The organism is Streptococcus sp. Z554, from assembly GCF_053010305.1.
This window is the reverse complement of record NZ_JBRKNV010000011.1, coordinates 1-19823: the sequence shown is the minus strand read 5'-3', so window position 1 is coordinate 19823 and position 19823 is coordinate 1. Positions and strand designations below refer to the sequence as shown.

Here is a 19823-nt window from a genome sequence, read left to right as displayed (position 1 = left end):
CTCCGCACAGTTGAGTAGGGCTGTAAAAGCTGATGAAATCAGCGTAGTAGAGCCCACTCAACCACTGCGTCTTGCTCGATAATTCAAAGACAATTGAGAGGCTAGGACTTTTGTCCCAGCCTCTTTTTTATGAAATATCGAATCTTTTACCCTAAAAAAGGCTAAAAGTTTCAAAAAAATGTTAAATAGCGTATAATAGTTAAAGAACTATGAAGAGAAAGAGGTTTCAAAATGAAGAAACAATTCTTACTACCCATCCTGTCAACAGCTTTATTAGCTCCTGCGTTTTTGGCAAGTCATGCCTATGCTGAGGAGAGTCCGGCTCCTATAGAAACTACGGAAGTTCTTGCGACTACAGCGACTTCGTCAGTAACAGAAGAGCCCGTAACTACTGAAGAAGCACCAAGTGTTACAAGTAGACCAGAAGTTTCTGAAGCGGTGTCAACAACTTCTGAAAAAGAAGAACAGGATACTGTTATCTTACACACCAATGATGTCCATGGTCGTATTGTAGAGGAAAAGGGAGTCATTGGAGATGCTAAACTTGCTACTGTAATTGAGCAAGAGCGTGCCAAAAAAGATCAAACAACCTTGGTTGTAGATGCTGGTGATGCCTTCCAAGGGCTACCTATCTCAAACTCATCAAAAGGTGAGGAACGTGCTAAAATTCTCAACGAGATGGATTATGATGCCATGGCTGTAGGAAATCATGAGTTTGATTTCGGTCTTGATGAAGCTAAAAAATACAAAGAAATTTTGAAATTTCCCTTGTTAAGCTCAAATACCTATGTAGATGGTGTTCGTCTCTTTGAAGCTGCTACTATCGTTGACAAGGACAAAAATCGTGAAGGTGATGAGTTTGTTGTCATCGGTGTAACAACACCTGAAACAGCTACTAAAACTCACCCTAAAAATGTCAAAGGGGTAACCTTTACAGAGCCTATTGCAGAGGTTAACAAGGTTATCGAAGAAATTCAAGCTAAAGCCCTGGCAGAAGGCAAAGACTACAAACACTATGTTGTCCTAGCTCACTTAGGTGTTGACACAACAACACCTGTAGAATGGCGCGGTTCAACACTTGCAGAGGCACTTTCGAAAAATCCTCGTTTGAAGGGTAAGCGTGTTACAGTGATTGATGGTCACTCCCATACTGTAGAATCAACTACATATGGCGACAATGTAACCTATAACCAGACTGGAAGCTATCTTCATAATGTTGGAAGAATCACTTATAAATCACGTCAATTATTAGGAAATCCAAGCCAGATACCTGCTGCAGATGCTAAGAAACTAGAAGCCAATCCAAAGATTGCTGCCATGGTTAAAGAAATTAAAGAAAAGTATGATGCTGAAAATGCAGTAGAAGTGGTTTCGAAGAGTCCAGTTGAGCTTAATGGCGATCGTGAAAATGTTCGTGTCCGTGAAACCAACCTAGGAAACGTTGTGGCAGATGCTCTCTATCAATACGGACAGACTGGTTTTAGCCATCCAACAGATATCGCTGTGACCAACGGTGGTGGATTGCGTGAAACGATTGCCAAAGATAAACCAATCACTAAGGGAAATGTTATCGCCGTTTTACCGTTCGGAAATACCATCACACAAATCCAGGTGACAGGCCAACAAGTCCTTGATATGTTTGAAAAATCACTTGGTTCCATCTTACAAGTCGATAAGGACGGCAAAACTGTCTTAGATGAGAATAGTCAACCATTGCTAGAGCCAAGCGGAGGTTTCTTACAAGTTTCAGGTGTCAAGGTTTACTATGATACAAACCTACCTTCAGGTAAACGTGTCTTGGCTGTTCAGGTTAAGAATCATACAAACGGTGCCTATGAAAAGCTAGAACTATCAAAAACTTACTACCTAACAACCAATGACTTCTTGGCTGCAGGTGGAGATGGCTATAGCATGCTTGGTGGTGTTCGAGAAGAAGGACCGTCAATGGATGCGGCCTTTGAAGACTACCTCAAGACGGCTGACTTGTTGCAATATGAGAAAGTAAATCCAAACTCAAGAACCATTTCTGTAGATTCTAAGACCTTCAAGCTTGACGCAGATCCAAGCAGAGAGCAGGAGCCGAGAGAGACTGCTAAAGATGAAAAAAGTCAACCATCTCAAACCAATACTGTTAAGGTTGCTTATCAATCAGGAGACCAATACACCAACAAGGCTACAGTTTCAGAAAAACTACTTCCAAATACAGGTAGTGAGCAGTCTATTTTCATGATGCTATTCGGAATGCTTCTGGGTGGAGGGGCCCTTTGGAGCACTCGTAAAAAAGAGAATTAATTTCTTAAGATGAAAACACATTAAGTGTTTTCATCTTTTTTCTTGACACTTTTCTTGGATGTGATATACTTAACTAGTAAACAAATAGACTAAAAGTCCTGTAATAATGGAAAAACTGTTCGAAGAAAGGGGCAAATCATGAGAGAATTAGCAACGGAAATTGATCATTTTTTAAATGAAGTTATTTTGAAAGCCGAAAATCAACATGAAATTTTGATTGGTCATTGCACGAGTGAAGTGGCTTTGACCAATACCCAGGAGCATATCCTCATGCTCTTATCAGAAGAATCATTGACCAATTCTGAGTTGGCACGTCGCCTTAATGTCAGTCAAGCGGCTGTTACCAAGGCTATTAAGTCTTTGATTAAAGAGGGGATGCTGGAAACGTCTAAGGATCCTAAGGATGCTCGAGTGATTTTTTATCAATTGACAGACCTCGCTCGACCGATTGCTGAGGAACATCACCATCATCATGAACATACCCTCTCGACGTATGAGCAAGTTGCAAGTCAATTTTCAGCTGAGGAGCAAAAAATTATCCAGCGGTTTTTAACTGCTTTAGTAGGAGAAATCAAGTAATGAGATACATCACAGTAGAGGATTTGTCCTTCTATTATGACAAGGAACCTGTGCTTGAGCATATTAATTACAGTATTGATAGTGGGGAATTTGTCACCCTTACTGGAGAAAATGGAGCAGCCAAGACAACGCTAATTAAGGCTAGTCTGGGTATTCTACAACCAAGATTTGGTAAAGTGACCATTTCAAAGACCAACACTCGTGGGACAAAATTAAGAATCGCCTACCTTCCTCAACAGATTGCAAGTTTTAATGCAGGCTTTCCGAGCACTGTTTATGAATTTGTCAAATCAGGTCGTTATCCAAGAAAGGGCTGGTTCCGTCGTTTAAATGCTCACGATGAGGAACATATCAAGGCTAGTTTGAACTCGGTTGGCATGTGGGAACATCGGGATAAACGCATTGGCTCTCTCTCTGGTGGGCAAAAGCAGAGGGCTGTTATCGCACGTATGTTTGCTTCAGATCCAGATATCTTTATCTTGGATGAGCCGACGACAGGGATGGATGCGGGAACCAAGGATGAGTTTTATGAACTCATGCACCACAGTGCCCACCATCATGGCAAGGCTGTTTTGATGATTACTCACGATCCTGAAGAAGTAAAAGACTACGCAGATCGCAATATTCACCTTGTCCGAGACCAAGATTCGCCATGGCGTTGCTTCAATGTCCATGAAAGTGACCAGGAGGTGGAGCATGCTTAATCTACTGTCTTATGATTTTATGCAGCGAGCCTTTTTGGCAGTTATTGCCATGAGTCTCTTTTCACCAGTTCTGGGGACCTTCCTTATCTTGCGTCGTCAGAGTCTCATGAGTGATACTTTGAGTCACGTCTCGCTTTCAGGGGTTGCCTTTGGCTTGGTTTTAGGGATTTCTCCGACCATTTCAACCATTGCCATTGTCTTGATTGCGGCGGTCTTCCTTGAATACCTACGTACGGTTTATAAAAGCTTTATGGAGATTGGGACAGCCATTCTCATGTCTACAGGACTTGCAGTTTCACTTATTGTCATGAGTAAGGGGAAGAGCTCTAGTTCTATGAGTCTGGACCAATACCTTTTTGGTTCTATCGTGACTATTAGTCAAGAGCAGGTCATTGGGCTCTTTGTCATTGCGGCAGTTGTTTTAATCCTAACCTTCCTCTTTTTAAGACCCATGTATATTCTAACTTTTGACGAGGATACAGCTTTTGTCGATGGTCTTCCAGTGCGTACCATGTCTATTCTCTTTAACATGGTAACGGGTGTTGCTATTGCCCTCATGATACCAGCTGCGGGAGCACTTTTGGTATCGACTATCATGGTCTTACCAGCAAGTATTGCTTTGCGTCTAGGTAAAAACTTTAGTTCTGTGATGATTCTTGCCAGTGTTATTGGCTTTCTAGGTATGGTTGCGGGACTATATATTTCCTATTATGCAGAGACACCACCGAGTGCAAGTATCACCATTATCTTTGTAGTTGTCTTTTTAGTAGTCAGCTTATTCAAACGTTTTATCAAATAGGAGAAGTAAATGAAAAAACTAAGCCTACTTTTGGCAAGTCTTGTGACCTTATTCTTAGTTGCTTGTTCCAATCAAAAACAAGCAGACGGGAAATTAAATATCGTTACAACTTTCTACCCTGTCTACGAATTTACTAAGCAAGTAGCAGGCGACACAGCCAATGTCGAACTCTTAATTGGGGCTGGAACAGAGCCACATGATTATGAACCATCACCTAAGGCGGTCGCTAAAATCCAAGATGCGGATGCCTTTGTTTATGAAAATGAAAACATGGAAACTTGGGTTCCTAAACTTTTAGAATCTCTAGATGCAAAAAAAGTAAAAACCATTAAAGCTACTGGAGATATGCTGCTCCTTCCAGGAAGTGAAGAAGAGGAAGACCATGACCATGGTGAAGAAGGTCATCATCACGAGTATGACCCTCATGTATGGTTGTCTCCTGCGCGTGCAATCAAACTTGTAGAACATATCCGTGATAGTCTTTCAGCTGACTATCCGGATAAGAAGGCGACTTTTGAACAAAATGCAGCAGCCTATATCGAAAAACTGCAAGCCTTGGACAAGGCCTATACTGAAGGACTTTCTAGTGCAAAACAAAAGAGTTTTGTGACTCAACACGCAGCCTTCCGTTATCTAGCCTTGGACTACGGACTCAATCAAGTCTCTATCTCAGGTCTTTCACCAGATGCGGAGCCTTCAGCAAGTCGTTTGGCAGAATTGACCGAGTACATCAAGAAAAATAAAATCTCTTATATCTACTTTGAAGAAAATGCTTCTCAAGCCCTAGCGAATACCCTCTCAAAAGAAACAGGAGTGAAGTTAGATGTTCTGAATCCTCTTGAAAGCTTGACCGAAGAGGACATGAAGGCTGGAGAAAACTATGTCTCTGTCATGGAGAAAAACCTCAAGTCTCTCAAGCAGACAACTGATCAGGCAGGAGCAGAGATTGAACCAGAAAAGGCAGAGGAAACTAAAACCGTTCAAAATGGCTACTTTGAGGATGCAGATGTTAAGGACCGTACCCTAAGTGATTATGCTGGCAACTGGCAGTCTGTCTATCCTTTCCTTGAGGATGGGACTCTTGACCAAGTCTTTGACTACAAGGCTAAGTTGACTGGTAAGATGACTAAGGATGAATACAAAGCCTACTATCAAAAAGGTTACCAAACAGATGTAGCCAAGATTAATATTACAGATAACACTATGGAATTCATCCAAGGTGGCCAAAGTAAGAAATATACTTACAAGTATGTCGGCAAGAAAATCTTGACTTATAAGAAAGGGAATCGTGGAGTACGCTTCCTCTTTGAAGCGACTGATGCAGACGCTGGACAATTTAAGTATGTTCAGTTTAGCGACCACAATATCGCTCCAGTCAAAGCAGAGCATTTCCATATTTTCTTTGGAGGTACTAGCCAAGAAGCTCTCTTTGAAGAGATGGACAACTGGCCAACCTACTACCCGGATAACCTATCTGGTCAGGAAATTGCCCAAGAAATGTTGGCTCATTAAATCGAAAAAGAGGCTGGGACAAAAGTCCTAGCCTCTTAATTGTCTATGGATTATCGAGCAAGACGCAGTGGTTGAGTGGGCTCTACTACGCTGATTTCATCAGCTTTTACAGCCCTGCTCAACTGTGCGGAGGTGGGACGACGAAATCGAATTCTAACGAATTACCGATTTCTGTCCCACTCTCTTTTCTTGTGTTTATCATCACTAAGCATCTAGATTGACATTGACAGATAAGGTTGTATAATAGGTGTAACAAAAAACATTACAACAAAGAAGGGTTTTCTATGGTTTACGAATATAATAGTCAGATTCATTTGGCTGAAGTGGCTTTAAATGTCAAGGATTTAGAAAGTCAGACAGCATTTTATCATCAGTTGCTTGGCTTGGAGATATTGCGTCAGTCGGAAGGAGAGGCTCTTTTGGGCGCTGGGGACAAGGCTCTTGTGAAACTGATAAAGACAGATGATACTAGCAATCCCAAGCAGACTTACGGTCTTTATCATATGGCTCTCCTTTTGCCAAGTCGAGAAGATCTTGCAGATGTTTTTAAACACTTGTTAGACTTAAAGATTCCACTAGTTGGTGGAGCTGATCATGGCTATAGTGAGGCTATCTATCTAGAAGATTTAGAGGGCAATGGTATTGAGCTCTATAGAGACAAGCCTGTGACCGAGTGGGATATTCGAGAGGACGGGCGAATTATTGGGGTGACAGAAGAGCTGTCCGCCCAAGATATCTATGAACTAGGACAAGACGTAGAACCTTTTGTCATTGCAAGTGGGACTCGTATGGGGCATGTTCACCTATCTGTTAAGAATAGCCGAGAAGCGAGTGCATTCTATCAAGAATCTCTAGGTCTTGAGGATAAATTCATGATTCCACATGCCAGTTGGATAGCATCAGGAAACTACCATCATCATTTAGCAGTCAATGAATGGGGAGGAAAAAGGTTAGCCCCTCGTGAGCATGGAATGGCAGGCCTTGCCTACTATGTTGTTGAAGTTGAGAATAAAGAGTTTTTGGTCAATTTGTTTAGGCAAGCACAGGATCAGCAAGGTCAGCTTCAATGGATTTTTTCTTCTGAATTCTCCATTACAGATAAAGATGGAATTGTTACTCGAGTGAGGGTGGAGGGCTAAAAGGCTTTAAGGGAAGAGATCCTTTTGACAAAGGTTTTCATTAGAGATATAATGTAGAAAAATTGTTCAAGGAAAAAGAGACGACAAAATCGAAGTACATTACTCGTCTCAAACGTTCAGAAGGCCAATTGCGGGGCATTCAAAAAATGATGGAGGAAGACCGTGATTGTGTTGATATCATTACCCAATTAACAGCTGTTCGCTCCAGTGTCGACCGGATTATTGAGTTGATGATTACGGAAAATCTCACGACCTGCATTAACCAACCGCTGGATGACCCTGAGGCTCAAAAAGCACGATTGGAAAAGGCAGTTAAATACTTGATTAAACGCAAGTAATAAAAAAATAGACGTTTCTTCTAAAAGTGAGTAAATGATTAAAAGAGCAGTTGGTTTTCTTGGAATTAGACCAATTGCTCTTTTTTAATTCTATTTATTCTACATCACCAGGCCAGTGGTTCATGCCACCTCGAACATTGATGACATCATAGCCTTTTTTCTTTAGTTTTTTTGCAGCCATCTTACTACGAACACCAGACTGACAAATGACATAAAGTGTTTCTTTTGTCGCTGGTTCATAAGAACCGATTTCGGTTAGAGGAACATTTTTAGCTTCCTGGATATGGCTTCTACGGAATTCCGTGGGAGTCCGAACATCCAGTAGCTGAATGGGTTCCTTGAGTTTAGCTTTTAGCTCTCCGGTAGAAATACTATCAATTTTTGTAAATAAGTGAAACATAGACACCTCCCAATATACCCTTATGGGGTATATTAAACTACTAAGCAAGGCTTTTGTCAAGAGAGTTGAATTGAGCAGTATTGTCTATTTTTCGGTAGACAAGATGCCAGCTTACAAACTAAAGAGAGATTTTTTTAATTGGTTGCTAGGTTAGTGAATGGAACCTATCCTACTTTATTCAACAATAACTATATTTCTAGAAAACTACCTTTTCAGAAAACAAGCCACATCTATACTAAAGTAAGAAAAAACAAGCAAAGCCCTTGAAAAATTAGACAAAATCAAGTATAATATGAGTAATCATTTGTCGTAGGTTTTGTCTGAAATATTGTCCGGACAAGGCTCACAGCAGTTAAATCTCCTGAAAAAAGTCGGATTTAACTGCTCTTTTTGTGCTTTTTTTCGGTATTTTTTGCATCTGTAACAGACATTTAAAGATTCTGAAAATTAGTCAAGGGGGATGAGTTGATAGGGGTTTTAGAACCATTAAACGATAATTATTAGCTTAGGTGACTAAGCTTGGAACTTTATTTACAAAGGAGAATCATCTTGGCAGGACATGACGTTCAATACGGGAAACATCGTACCCGTCGTAGTTTTTCAAGAATTAAAGAAGTTCTTGACTTACCAAATTTGATTGAAATTCAAACTGATTCATTCAAAGATTTCCTAGACCATGGTCTGAAGGAAGTGTTTGAAGATGTATTGCCAATTTCAAACTTCACAGAAACAATGGAGTTGGAGTTTGTCGGCTACGAAATCAAAGAACCAAAATATACGCTTGAAGAAGCTCGTATCCATGATGCTAGCTACTCTGCGCCAATCTTTGTAACTTTCCGCTTGATTAACAAAGAAACTGGCGAAATCAAAACTCAAGAAGTCTTCTTTGGAGATTTCCCAATCATGACTGAGATGGGTACCTTCATCATCAACGGTGGTGAGCGTATTATTGTATCACAGTTGGTGCGTTCACCAGGTGTTTACTTTAATGATAAAGTAGACAAAAACGGTAAAGTGGGCTACGGTTCGACTGTTATCCCTAACCGTGGAGCTTGGTTGGAACTTGAAAGCGACTCAAAAGACATCGCCTATACTCGTATCGACCGTACTCGTAAAATTCCATTTACGACTTTGGTTCGTGCGCTTGGTTTCTCAGGTGATGATGAAATCTTTGATATCTTTGGTGATAGCGAATTGGTTCGCAACACTGTTGAAAAAGATATCCATAAAAACCCAATGGACTCTCGTACAGACGAAGCCTTGAAAGAAATTTATGAGCGCCTTCGTCCAGGGGAACCAAAAACTGCTGAGAGTTCACGTACTTTGCTTGTAGCTCGTTTCTTTGACCCACGTCGTTATGACTTGGCAGCCGTTGGACGCTACAAGATTAACAAGAAATTAAATATTAAAACTCGTTTGCTCAACCAAACAATCGCTGAACCATTGGTAGACCCAGAAACTGGTGAAATCTTAGTTGAAAAGGGTACTGTTATGACTCGTGATGTCATTGAAAGTATCGAAAGTCACTTGGATGGCGATTTGAACAAGATTGTTTACACTCCAAATGACTCAGCAGTATTGACAGAACCAGTCGTGCTTCAGAAATTCAAGGTTGTAGCACCAACTGATCCAGATCGTGTTGTAACAATTATCGGTAATGCAAATCCAGATGATAAAGTTCGCACAATCACTCCAGCAGATATCCTTGCTGAAATGAGCTACTTCCTTAACTTGGCTGAAGGCATCGGTCGCGTCGATGATATCGACCACCTCGGAAACCGTCGTATCCGTGCCGTTGGTGAATTGCTTGCCAACCAAGTACGTCTTGGACTTTCACGTATGGAACGTAATGTTCGTGAACGTATGTCTGTTCAAGATAACGAAGTATTAACACCTCAACAAATCATTAACATTCGTCCAGTAACTGCAGCAATCAAAGAATTTTTTGGTTCTTCACAATTGTCACAGTTCATGGACCAACACAACCCGCTATCTGAGTTGTCTCACAAACGTCGTTTGTCTGCCTTAGGACCTGGTGGTTTGACACGTGACCGTGCCGGATATGAAGTTCGTGACGTGCACTACACTCACTATGGTCGTATGTGTCCAATCGAAACACCTGAAGGGCCAAACATCGGGTTGATCAATAACTTGTCTTCATACGGACACCTCAACAAGTATGGTTTCATTCAAACACCATACCGTAAGGTTGACCGTGCGACTGGTAAAGTAACCAACGAAATCGTTTGGTTGACTGCCGATGAAGAAGATGAATACACAGTTGCTCAGGCTAACTCTAAATTGAACGCAGATGGAACTTTTGCTGAAAAGACAGTCATGGGACGTCACCAAGGGGTTAACCAAGAATATCCAGCATCTAGTGTCGATTACATGGATGTTTCTCCTAAACAGGTAGTTGCTGTTGCGACAGCATGTATTCCGTTCTTGGAAAACGATGACTCCAACCGTGCCCTCATGGGTGCCAACATGCAACGTCAAGCTGTTCCATTGATTGATCCTAAAGCGCCTTTCGTTGGTACTGGTATGGAATACCAAGCAGCCCATGATTCGGGAGCTGCAGTTATTGCACAACATGGTGGTAAGGTTACCTATGCGGATGCGGACAAGGTAGAAGTTCGTCGTGAAGATGGATCCCTTGATGTTTACCACATCCAAAAATTCCGTCGTTCAAACTCAGGTACTGCTTATAACCAACGTACTCTTGTTCGAGTTGGTGATGTCATCGAAAAAGGTGACTTTATCGCGGATGGACCTTCTATGGAAAAAGGTGAAATGGCGCTTGGACAAAACCCAATCGTTGCCTACATGACATGGGAAGGTTACAACTTCGAGGATGCCGTTATCATGAGCGAACGTTTGGTCAAAGACGATGTCTATACATCTGTCCACCTTGAAGAATACGAATCAGAAACACGTGATACAAAGCTTGGACCTGAAGAAATCACTCGTGAAATTCCAAACGTTGGTGAAGACGCCCTTAAAGACCTTGACGAAATGGGTATTATCCGTATCGGTGCTGAGGTTAAAGAAGGGGATATCCTTGTCGGTAAAGTAACACCTAAGGGTGAAAAAGATCTTTCTGCTGAAGAACGTCTCTTGCACGCGATCTTTGGTGACAAATCTCGTGAGGTTCGTGACACTTCTCTTCGTGTACCACACGGTGCCGACGGTGTCGTTCGTGATGTTAAAATCTTTACACGTGCAAACGGTGATGAATTGCAATCTGGCGTGAATATGCTGGTTCGTGTCTACATCGCTCAAAAACGTAAGATCAAGGTTGGAGATAAGATGGCCGGACGTCACGGAAACAAAGGGGTTGTCTCTCGCATCGTTCCTGTAGAAGACATGCCTTACCTTCCAGATGGAACTCCAGTCGATATCATGTTGAACCCACTTGGGGTACCATCACGTATGAATATCGGTCAGGTTATGGAACTTCACCTTGGTATGGCAGCTCGTACTCTTGGTATCCACATCGCAACGCCTGTCTTTGACGGAGCAAGTTCAGAAGATCTTTGGGACACTGTTAAAGAAGCAGGTATGGATAGTGATGCTAAGACGATCCTATACGACGGGCGTACTGGTGAACCATTTGACAACCGTGTGTCAGTTGGTGTCATGTACATGATCAAACTCCACCACATGGTTGATGATAAATTGCACGCTCGTTCAGTCGGACCATACTCAACTGTTACGCAACAACCACTCGGAGGTAAAGCTCAGTTTGGTGGACAACGTTTCGGTGAGATGGAGGTTTGGGCGCTTGAAGCCTACGGTGCGTCAAATGTTCTTCAAGAAATCTTGACTTACAAGTCTGACGATATCAATGGACGTTTGAAAGCATATGAAGCTATTACAAAAGGAAAACCAATTCCAAAACCAGGTGTTCCAGAATCATTCCGAGTTCTTGTAAAAGAATTGCAGTCTCTTGGTCTTGACATGCGTGTCCTTGACGAAGACGATCAAGAAGTGGAACTTCGTGACCTTGATGAAGGAATGGACGAAGATGTCATCCACGTAGATGACCTTGAAAAAGCCCGCGAAAGAGCAGCTCTAGAGGCTAAAGCAGCCTTTGAAGCAGAAGAAAATGCAAAAGCGGAAGCAACAGAAGAAGCTGCTGAACAAGAATAAGCAGTTCACTTATAATAGAAAGGGAAGAAATAGTGGTTGATGTAAATCGTTTTAAAAGTATGCAAATCACACTAGCTTCTCCAAGTAAAGTCCGTTCATGGTCTTATGGAGAAGTCAAAAAACCTGAAACAATCAATTACCGTACGTTGAAACCAGAACGTGAAGGACTCTTTGACGAAGTAATCTTTGGTCCTACAAAAGACTGGGAATGTGCTTGTGGTAAATACAAACGCATTCGTTACAGAGGGATTGTTTGTGACCGTTGTGGTGTTGAAGTAACGCGTACAAAAGTTCGTCGTGAACGTATGGGACACATCGAGTTGAAAGCTCCTGTATCTCATATCTGGTATTTCAAGGGGATTCCGAGTCGTATGGGCTTGACCCTTGACATGAGCCCTCGTGCCCTCGAGGAAGTTATCTACTTTGCTGCTTATGTGGTTATTGATCCAAAAGATACACCACTTGAGCACAAATCTATCATGACAGAGCGTGAATACCGTGAACGCTTGCGTGAATATGGTCATGGTTCATTCGTTGCCAAAATGGGTGCCGAAGCTATCCAAGACCTTTTGAAACAAGTAGATCTTGAAAAAGAAATTGCTGAACTCAAAGAAGAGTTGAAAACAGCTACTGGACAAAAACGTGTGAAAGCTATCCGTCGTTTGGATGTTTTGGACGCTTTCCACAAGTCTGGAAACAAGCCTGAATGGATGATTCTCAATATCCTTCCAGTTATTCCACCAGATCTTCGTCCAATGTTGCAGTTGGATGGTGGCCGTTTTGCCTCATCTGACTTGAACGACCTTTACCGTCGTGTGATCAACCGTAACAATCGTTTGGCTCGTTTGCTTGAGTTGAACGCGCCAGGTATCATCGTTCAAAATGAGAAGCGTATGCTTCAAGAAGCGGTTGACGCTTTGATTGACAATGGCCGTCGTGGTCGTCCAATTACAGGACCAGGTAGCCGTCCACTTAAATCATTGAGTCACATGCTCAAAGGGAAACAAGGACGCTTCCGTCAAAACTTGCTCGGTAAACGTGTTGACTTCTCAGGACGTTCCGTTATCGCCGTTGGTCCAACTCTTAAGATGTACCAATGTGGTGTGCCACGTGAAATGGCAATCGAGCTCTTTAAACCATTCGTTATGCGTGAAATCGTTGCGCGCGATATCGTTCAAAACGTTAAAGCGGCTAAACGCTTGGTAGAACGTGGAGATGAACGTATCTGGGATATCCTCGAAGAAGTGATCAAAGAACACCCAGTGCTTTTGAACCGCGCACCTACCCTTCACCGTTTGGGTATCCAAGCCTTTGAACCTGTCTTGATTGACGGTAAAGCCCTTCGCTTGCACCCGCTTGTCTGTGAAGCCTACAATGCCGACTTTGACGGGGACCAAATGGCCATCCACGTACCTCTTTCAGAAGAAGCCCAAGCAGAAGCTCGTATCTTGATGTTGGCTGCTGAGCATATCTTGAATCCGAAAGATGGTAAACCAGTTGTTACTCCATCTCAGGACATGGTTTTGGGTAACTACTACTTAACCATGGAAGAAGCTGGCCGTGAAGGCGAAGGTATGGTCTTCAAGGACCGTGACGAAGCTGTTATGGCTTACCGCAATGGCTATGTTCACCTCCACTCACGTGTTGGTATCGCAACAGACAGCCTTAACAAACCATGGACAGAAGATCAAAAACACAAAATCTTGCTTACAACTGTAGGTAAAATCCTCTTCAACGATATCATGCCAGAAGGTTTGCCATACTTGCAAGAACCAACTAACACAAACTTGACAGAAGGTGTTCCGGCTAAGTACTTCTTGCCACTAGGTGGAAATATCAAGGAAGCTATTGATAAACTTGAACTCAACCCACCATTCAAGAAGAAAAACCTTGGAAATATCATCGCTGAAATCTTCAAACGTTTCCGTACGACAGAAACATCTGCCCTACTTGACCGTATGAAGAACCTCGGCTACCACCATTCAACTCTTGCAGGTTTAACAGTGGGTATCGCCGATATTCCAGTCGTTGAAGACAAGGCTGAAATCATCGAAGAATCACACAAACGTGTAGAACAAATCACCAAACAATTCCGTCGTGGTATGATCACAGAGGATGAACGCTACAACGCTGTTACAGCTGAATGGCGTGCTGCCCGTGAAAAACTCGAGAAACGTTTGGTTGCCAACCAAGATCCTAAGAACCCTATCGTTATGATGATGGACTCTGGAGCCCGTGGTAACATCTCAAACTTCTCACAGCTTGCCGGTATGCGTGGTCTGATGGCTGCTCCGAACGGACGTATCATGGAATTGCCAATCCTTTCAAACTTCCGCGAAGGTTTGTCAGTACTCGAAATGTTCTTCTCAACTCACGGTGCCCGTAAAGGTATGACCGATACGGCCCTTAAGACAGCCGACTCAGGTTACTTGACTCGTCGTTTGGTTGACGTTGCCCAAGATGTTATCATCCGTGAGGACGACTGTGGAACTGACCGTGGTCTCTTGATCCGTTCTATCACAGAAGGTAAAGAGATGATCGAGTCTCTTGAAGAGCGTCTCAATGGTCGTTACACTAAGAAAACTGTTAAACATCCAGAAACTGGTGCAGTTATCATCGGTCCAAATGAATTGATTACAGAAGATAAGGCACGTGAAATTGTGAATGCCGGTGTTGAAGAAGTAACGATTCGCTCAGTATTTACATGTAACACTCGTCATGGTGTCTGCCGTCACTGTTACGGTATCAACTTGGCGACTGGTGATGCGGTTGAAGTTGGGGAAGCAGTTGGTACCATCGCTGCCCAATCTATCGGGGAACCTGGTACACAGCTTACCATGCGTACCTTCCACACGGGTGGGGTTGCCTCAAATACCGATATCACTCAGGGTCTTCCTCGTGTCCAAGAAATCTTTGAAGCCCGCAATCCTAAAGGGGAAGCGGTCATCACAGAAGTCAAGGGTGAGGTTACAGCTATCGAAGAAGATGCTTCAACTCGTACCAAGAAAGTCTTCGTTAAAGGTGAAACTGGAGAAGGCGAATACGTGGTACCATTTACAGCCCGTATGCGTGTCCAAGTTGGGGACCAAGTCTCTCGTGGTGCAGCTCTTACAGAAGGTTCTATCCAACCAAAACGTCTCCTTGCTGTACGTGATGTTTTGTCAGTTGAGACTTACCTCCTCGGTGAAGTACAAAAAGTTTACCGTAGCCAAGGGGTAGAAATCGGTGACAAACACATCGAGGTAATGGTTCGTCAAATGATCCGTAAAGTTCGTGTCATGGATCCAGGGGATACAGACCTTCTCATGGGTACTCTCATGGATATCAACGACTTTACAGATGCTAACAAGGATGTCCTTATCTCAGGCGGAGTTCCAGCAACTGGTCGTCCAGTCCTTATGGGAATCACCAAAGCCTCGCTTGAAACAAATAGTTTCTTGTCAGCGGCTTCCTTCCAGGAAACAACTCGTGTCCTTACAGACGCAGCTATCCGTGGTAAGAAGGACCATCTCCTTGGTCTCAAGGAAAATGTCATCATCGGTAAGATCATCCCAGCTGGTACTGGTATGGCTCGCTACCGTAACCTTGAACCAAAAGCAGTCAATGAAGAGTCATTCCTTGCAGATTCACAAGAAGAGCAAGTGGATACCCAAGTCGAGACTGTTGAAGTAAGTGAATAAAATAATACTTAAACAAAAAGAGGGTCTTCCCTCTTTTTTGTATTAAATATATAGAAAAGGTATATTGATTTTTATATGATTTACTAAATAATTTGAGCTATAAAAGTAGAAAAAATTTTTTTCAAAAAATTGAGCAAAATGCTTGGTATTCAAGGACTGGCATGATAAAATATAATAGCGGGTAGTTTACGAAAAATAATGAATAGTAAATACATATTTATTCTAAACTAAGTTAAATTTTATGCAACTTGGAGGTAATGTTAGTGAAAAATGATTTGTTTAATGACCGTATTAGTCGATTTTCGATTCGTAAGTTAAATGTAGGAGTTTGCTCGGTTTTGCTCGGAACGTTGGTAATGCTCGGAACTGCCACAGGTGTCGGAGCTGATGAAGTAACTGAAGAAAAACAAGCTGATGGAGTTGTAGCTACAACAGAAGTTGACAAGGCAGAAATTCCTGAAATTACAGAAGTAGCACCTGCTAAAGAAGTAACTTACCAAGCAGAAACAGCGCCTGCAGTTTCAACTGAAGTAAAACCTGAGCTTAATAAGGAAAAGTTGTCAGCCTATGTTGCTGAAATTGAAGCAAACTTGGCAAATGGGAAGTACGGCAATAAGACAGATGAGAGTATAGAAGTTCTCAAAGCAAGTCTTGCTAACGCCCAGAATGTTCTGACATCTGCTACAAGTCAAGCTGAGTTGGATGCGACTTATCAATCACTTGTAACAACTGTCAATGCTAAGCTTAAAAGCAAAGAAAAAGTTGTAGCTGAAGAAAAAGTAGCAACTCCTGATACAACAGAAGCAACTACAGGAAAACCTGCAGAAAACACAAAACCAGCTGAAGGTACAAACGCAATCGCGAATACAGGTAAAAACGACCCTCGTAATGGTAAAGAGATTGATAAGAATACTGCCTTCCGTGCAGATACTGCAACAGCTACTGGAATCGGTGCAGACGTTGAAGACGCAACTTCAACTCCAAAAGTTGAAAAACCAGGATTTACAACAGATATAAAAGCAGCGGATTTGGCGAGTCAAATCTCATGGTTGGACTTTGGGGATAAGGCTAACTGGACAGGTACAACGACAACGTCAGATGGCAAACTTGCACTCCAAGTTGGTGCTACCTATACTAAGGAAATAATGCCAGGCTATGTAGTTACCATCAAGGTTAAGTCTTTGAAACCATTCCAAGCAACTGAACTCTATAAAAAACGTCTTGAAGAGCGAGGAGCAACAGAAGCAGAAAAAGCAACCTATGATCCAAACGCTAAAAATGGCTACATTGGTACTATCGGAGACCCTAAGACTAAAGCAGCCTTTGCCAACAATGAGGAGGCACTAGTAGTAGCAGACGCTCAAAACCGATGGACTGAAATTCGTAAAGAAGGAATTGATACTGGTTCGAAACGAACAACAATATCATCAGATTATAATGGTGGGAATATCGGTGTTCAATTTGAGATTTCTGCAACATTCCGTGGTAAGTCAGTAAAACCAGCAGTAGTAGCTGCTGATGGTGAGTCAGCTAACCCAGGTGAATTAGTATTGTTCACAACGAATGGTACTGGTTGGAAGCATATCGGAGAATGGAAAAAATTTCCTTATGGGGAAGCGTATGTAGTTCAAGACACAAACAACTATTTTGATCCAGCCAATGATTATGGTATAAGTAGAAATAAATGGATTGATGTAGATGGAGTTAAAATAACCGGACAAAACTTGCAATTACTTCGTGATGCAAAAGAAGTTGGTCCTGATAAGAAACCAGTTGCATGGAAATACTTTGGTAGTCCTGACCAAGTGACTGGTGGTCTAGGTACAGGAGTTTTTGGCCCCAACGTATCTGCTAATAAATTCTCTGTTCCTTTGGTTATGACACGCGGGGCATCTGAGATTGGCTTGTATATTGCATCTTCAGGGAAACAGTCAGCAATGCTTGGTTTCTTCCCACTTGATGAAGGAGATGCTCCTGAATCATATGGCAAGGCTGTTCATTCGATTGCAACGGTAGATGGTATTACTGGTAAGAAAGTAAACCAACCATACTTTGGTAGCGTTAGCCCTGATATGGATGAAAATACAACTCTTGACTGGTTCGGTGATGATAACTCAACGACAGCCGATGAAGGAATCAACCAATTGCTTCCAGATGATCTCAAAGGCACAACCAATGAGATGATCAAGATGGACCGTACACGCCCAGGTAACTACAAGATGTCAGTTCAAGCTCATTTAGATGGAGCTAAAGAAGCTTATATCTATGGTTGGGTTGACTTCAACCAAAACGGTACTTTTGATGAAGATGAGCGCTCTGATCTTGCAACAGTGACCCAAGATGGTACAGTTGAGTTGACTTTCGCACACAGCAAGACTTATATCGACCCAAGCGTCAACGAACTAGGTGCTCGTGTTCGTATTGCCAAGAAAGCTACTGAGATTGAAAGCCCAACTGGTATGGCCTTCTCAGGGGAAGTGGAAGACTTCAAGACTCAAATTACTCACCCACCAAAAGGGGAATTTAAGGAAACAACTGGCCTTCAAGGAGCTAAACAAACAGCAACTGTAGCCTTTACTGCTCGTGGAGAACAAAAATATATTCGTAACTCTACTGCCGTCATCGACGAATCTGTAGAGCCTTACATCGTTGATAAAGATGGCAATCGCGCAACTCTTGATGCAGAAGGATATTATGTAGTTCCTGGTCAAGGGAAGTACAAGATTACTGCGAACGGTAAAGATGTGAATGTGGAATTTATCCCAGAAGATAACTTCCTAGGAACAGCTGATGGGATCTCTATCCGTCGTACAGACAGCAATGGATATGACACTGGCTGGTCAACAAAATTCCCAGCTGATGAAGCTAACGTAGATACTGTTTTGAATACTATGGATGGTCTCTACATTCCAACAGTCACACCAATAGAGATTGAAGGGGTGGATAAGACTTCTACAGATGTTCAAGGTGCAACTCAAACTGGAACACCAGCCTTTAATACTACAGAAACAAATGCTAATGGAGATAAGATTTCCATTGCCCCTAGTGCAGAGTATCCAGCTAAGTTAGTAGATCCAGCAACAGGTCTTAGCACTGATGCTACATCAGTAACAGTAGCAGGTGAAGGAACATATACGATCAATCCTTCAACAGGTGAAGTGTCGTTTGTGCCTGAACCAAGCTTTGTCGGAACAGCTAAAGGCATTGAAGTTACATTGTCAGCACCAGTTGGTCGAAACAAAGATGGTAAGGTTCAAGCGGAGTACATCAAGACAGCGACAGCTAAGTACACTCCAACTGTCACACCAATCACAGTGACTCCTACAGATAAAGTTTCTGCAGATGTTCAGAACGTTCCTCAAACACAAACACCAACCTTTGATTTGAGTAACGACAAGACTGCGAAAATCACAAGCAAGAAATTGGTGGATCCCGCGACTGGTCAACCAACAGATGAGACAACTGTGACTGTAGCAGGTGAAGGTAGCTATACAATCGATCCAACAACTGGAGCGGTTACTTTCACTCCTGAAAAAGACTTTGTTGGTACTGCTAAAGGAGTAACCGTTCAGGCAACTGTTACGATTACAAATGAAGATGGTAAGACAACAACCATCACTTCAGATGCGACCTACACTCCAACTGTAGTGCCAGCTGTTCCAACTGCAAGCCCTGCAACTTCAAAAGATATCCAAGGTGCGACTCAAACCGGTACACCAACCTTTGCAGGAGCTACTGTTCAAGTAAATGGTGAAGATAAAGCGATCACGATTAAGGGTAATAGCTACACATTGCTAGATAAAGATGGTAACGAAGTTTCAACGACACCAGCTTATGCTGAAGATGGAACAACACCAATCGGTACCTTCACGATCGACCCAGCAACTGGTGCTGTAACATTCACACCAACTGATAAGTCTTACACAGGTAAAGTAACTCCTGTTAAGGTTCAAGCTGAAAGCTCAAACGGTATCAAGGTTGATACAACTTACACTCCAGAAATCGTTCCAGTGACTCCAACTGCAACACCAGCAGAAACAACCGACATTCAAGGTGCCACTCAAACAGGTAAACCTGAATTCAAGGGTGGAACTGTAACGGTTGATGGTGTTGAGAAGACTGTTGAAATCAACGAAGCTGTTCCAGCAACCTTTGATGATGGCTCAACAACTAAGACAGTTGAAGGTGTTGGTACTTACACAGTAGCAGCTGACGGAACAGTAACATT

Annotated in this window: 11 protein-coding genes; 10 read left to right on the top strand and 1 reads right to left on the bottom strand. The window is 42.4% G+C overall.

The window, feature by feature from the left end; translation table 11 throughout:
- The first annotated feature begins 231 nt into the window (after window positions 1–231).
- The 7 genes from nt5e to ACVC7R_RS08135 all read left to right on the top strand — a co-directional run bounded on the left by nt5e (window position 232) and on the right by ACVC7R_RS08135 (window position 7363).
- Window positions 232–2292 (top strand): cell surface ecto-5'-nucleotidase Nt5e, encoded by a 2061-nt coding sequence (nt5e, locus tag ACVC7R_RS08165; protein WP_447264296.1) that lies wholly within the window; start codon window positions 232–234, stop codon window positions 2290–2292.
- A 138-nt stretch (window positions 2293–2430) separates the two neighbouring features.
- Window positions 2431–2871 (top strand): zinc-dependent transcriptional regulator AdcR, encoded by a 441-nt coding sequence (adcR, locus tag ACVC7R_RS08160; protein ID WP_447264295.1) that lies wholly within the window; start codon window positions 2431–2433, stop codon window positions 2869–2871.
- Window positions 2871–3575, top strand: coding sequence for a metal ABC transporter ATP-binding protein (locus ACVC7R_RS08155; RefSeq protein ID WP_447264294.1), 705 nt, complete (start codon window positions 2871–2873; stop codon window positions 3573–3575). Before adcR ends, ACVC7R_RS08155 begins: the two co-directional genes overlap by 1 nt.
- Window positions 3568–4374 (top strand): metal ABC transporter permease, encoded by an 807-nt coding sequence (locus ACVC7R_RS08150; protein WP_447264293.1) that lies wholly within the window; start codon window positions 3568–3570, stop codon window positions 4372–4374. The genes ACVC7R_RS08155 and ACVC7R_RS08150 overlap by 8 nt, the downstream gene beginning before the upstream one ends.
- 9 nt (window positions 4375–4383) lie before the next feature.
- A complete protein-coding gene (locus ACVC7R_RS08145; RefSeq protein WP_447264292.1) occupies window positions 4384–5886 on the top strand; it encodes a zinc ABC transporter substrate-binding protein AdcA in 1503 nt (500 codons plus the stop codon).
- A gap of 284 nt (window positions 5887–6170) precedes the next feature.
- Window positions 6171–7025 (top strand): VOC family protein, encoded by an 855-nt coding sequence (locus ACVC7R_RS08140; RefSeq protein WP_447264291.1) that lies wholly within the window; start codon window positions 6171–6173, stop codon window positions 7023–7025.
- Between the two features lie 62 nt (window positions 7026–7087).
- Window positions 7088–7363 carry a metal-sensitive transcriptional regulator gene (locus ACVC7R_RS08135; RefSeq protein ID WP_447264290.1) on the top strand — a complete coding sequence of 92 codons (276 nt, stop codon included), beginning with the start codon at window positions 7088–7090 and terminating at the stop codon, window positions 7361–7363.
- 94 nt (window positions 7364–7457) lie between these two features.
- Here the strand turns inward: ACVC7R_RS08135 and ACVC7R_RS08130 are convergent, their stop codons facing one another.
- Complete coding sequence (locus ACVC7R_RS08130; RefSeq protein ID WP_447264289.1) at window positions 7458–7763, bottom strand: rhodanese-like domain-containing protein; 306 nt, start codon at window positions 7761–7763, stop codon at window positions 7458–7460.
- A 549-nt stretch (window positions 7764–8312) separates the two neighbouring features.
- Between ACVC7R_RS08130 and rpoB the strand changes: the two genes are divergently transcribed.
- From rpoB to ACVC7R_RS08115, 3 genes are all read left to right on the top strand, one after another.
- Window positions 8313–11915 (top strand): DNA-directed RNA polymerase subunit beta, encoded by a 3603-nt coding sequence (gene rpoB / locus ACVC7R_RS08125; RefSeq protein WP_447264288.1) that lies wholly within the window; start codon window positions 8313–8315, stop codon window positions 11913–11915.
- A 32-nt stretch (window positions 11916–11947) separates the two neighbouring features.
- A complete protein-coding gene (gene rpoC / locus ACVC7R_RS08120) occupies window positions 11948–15595 on the top strand; it encodes a DNA-directed RNA polymerase subunit beta' (RefSeq protein ID WP_447264287.1) in 3648 nt (1215 codons plus the stop codon).
- Between the two features lie 257 nt (window positions 15596–15852).
- Window positions 15853–19823: CshA/CshB family fibrillar adhesin-related protein (locus ACVC7R_RS08115; RefSeq protein WP_447264286.1), on the top strand; the 3971-nt coding region annotated here is incomplete at its 3' end.

Bases quoted from the DNA above. Each gene is read 5' to 3' on its own strand.
- nt5e (WP_447264296.1), top strand. From the start codon at position 232: ATGAAGAAACAATTCTTACTACCCATCCTGTCAACAGCTTTATTAGCT.
- adcR (WP_447264295.1), top strand. From the start codon at position 2,431: ATGAGAGAATTAGCAACGGAAATTGATCATTTTTTAAATGAAGTTATT.
- ACVC7R_RS08155 (WP_447264294.1), top strand. From the start codon at position 2,871: ATGAGATACATCACAGTAGAGGATTTGTCCTTCTATTATGACAAGGAA.
- ACVC7R_RS08150 (WP_447264293.1), top strand. From the start codon at position 3,568: ATGCTTAATCTACTGTCTTATGATTTTATGCAGCGAGCCTTTTTGGCA.
- ACVC7R_RS08145 (WP_447264292.1), top strand. From the start codon at position 4,384: ATGAAAAAACTAAGCCTACTTTTGGCAAGTCTTGTGACCTTATTCTTA.
- ACVC7R_RS08140 (WP_447264291.1), top strand. From the start codon at position 6,171: ATGGTTTACGAATATAATAGTCAGATTCATTTGGCTGAAGTGGCTTTA.
- ACVC7R_RS08130 (WP_447264289.1), bottom strand. From the start codon at position 7,763: ATGTTTCACTTATTTACAAAAATTGATAGTATTTCTACCGGAGAGCTA.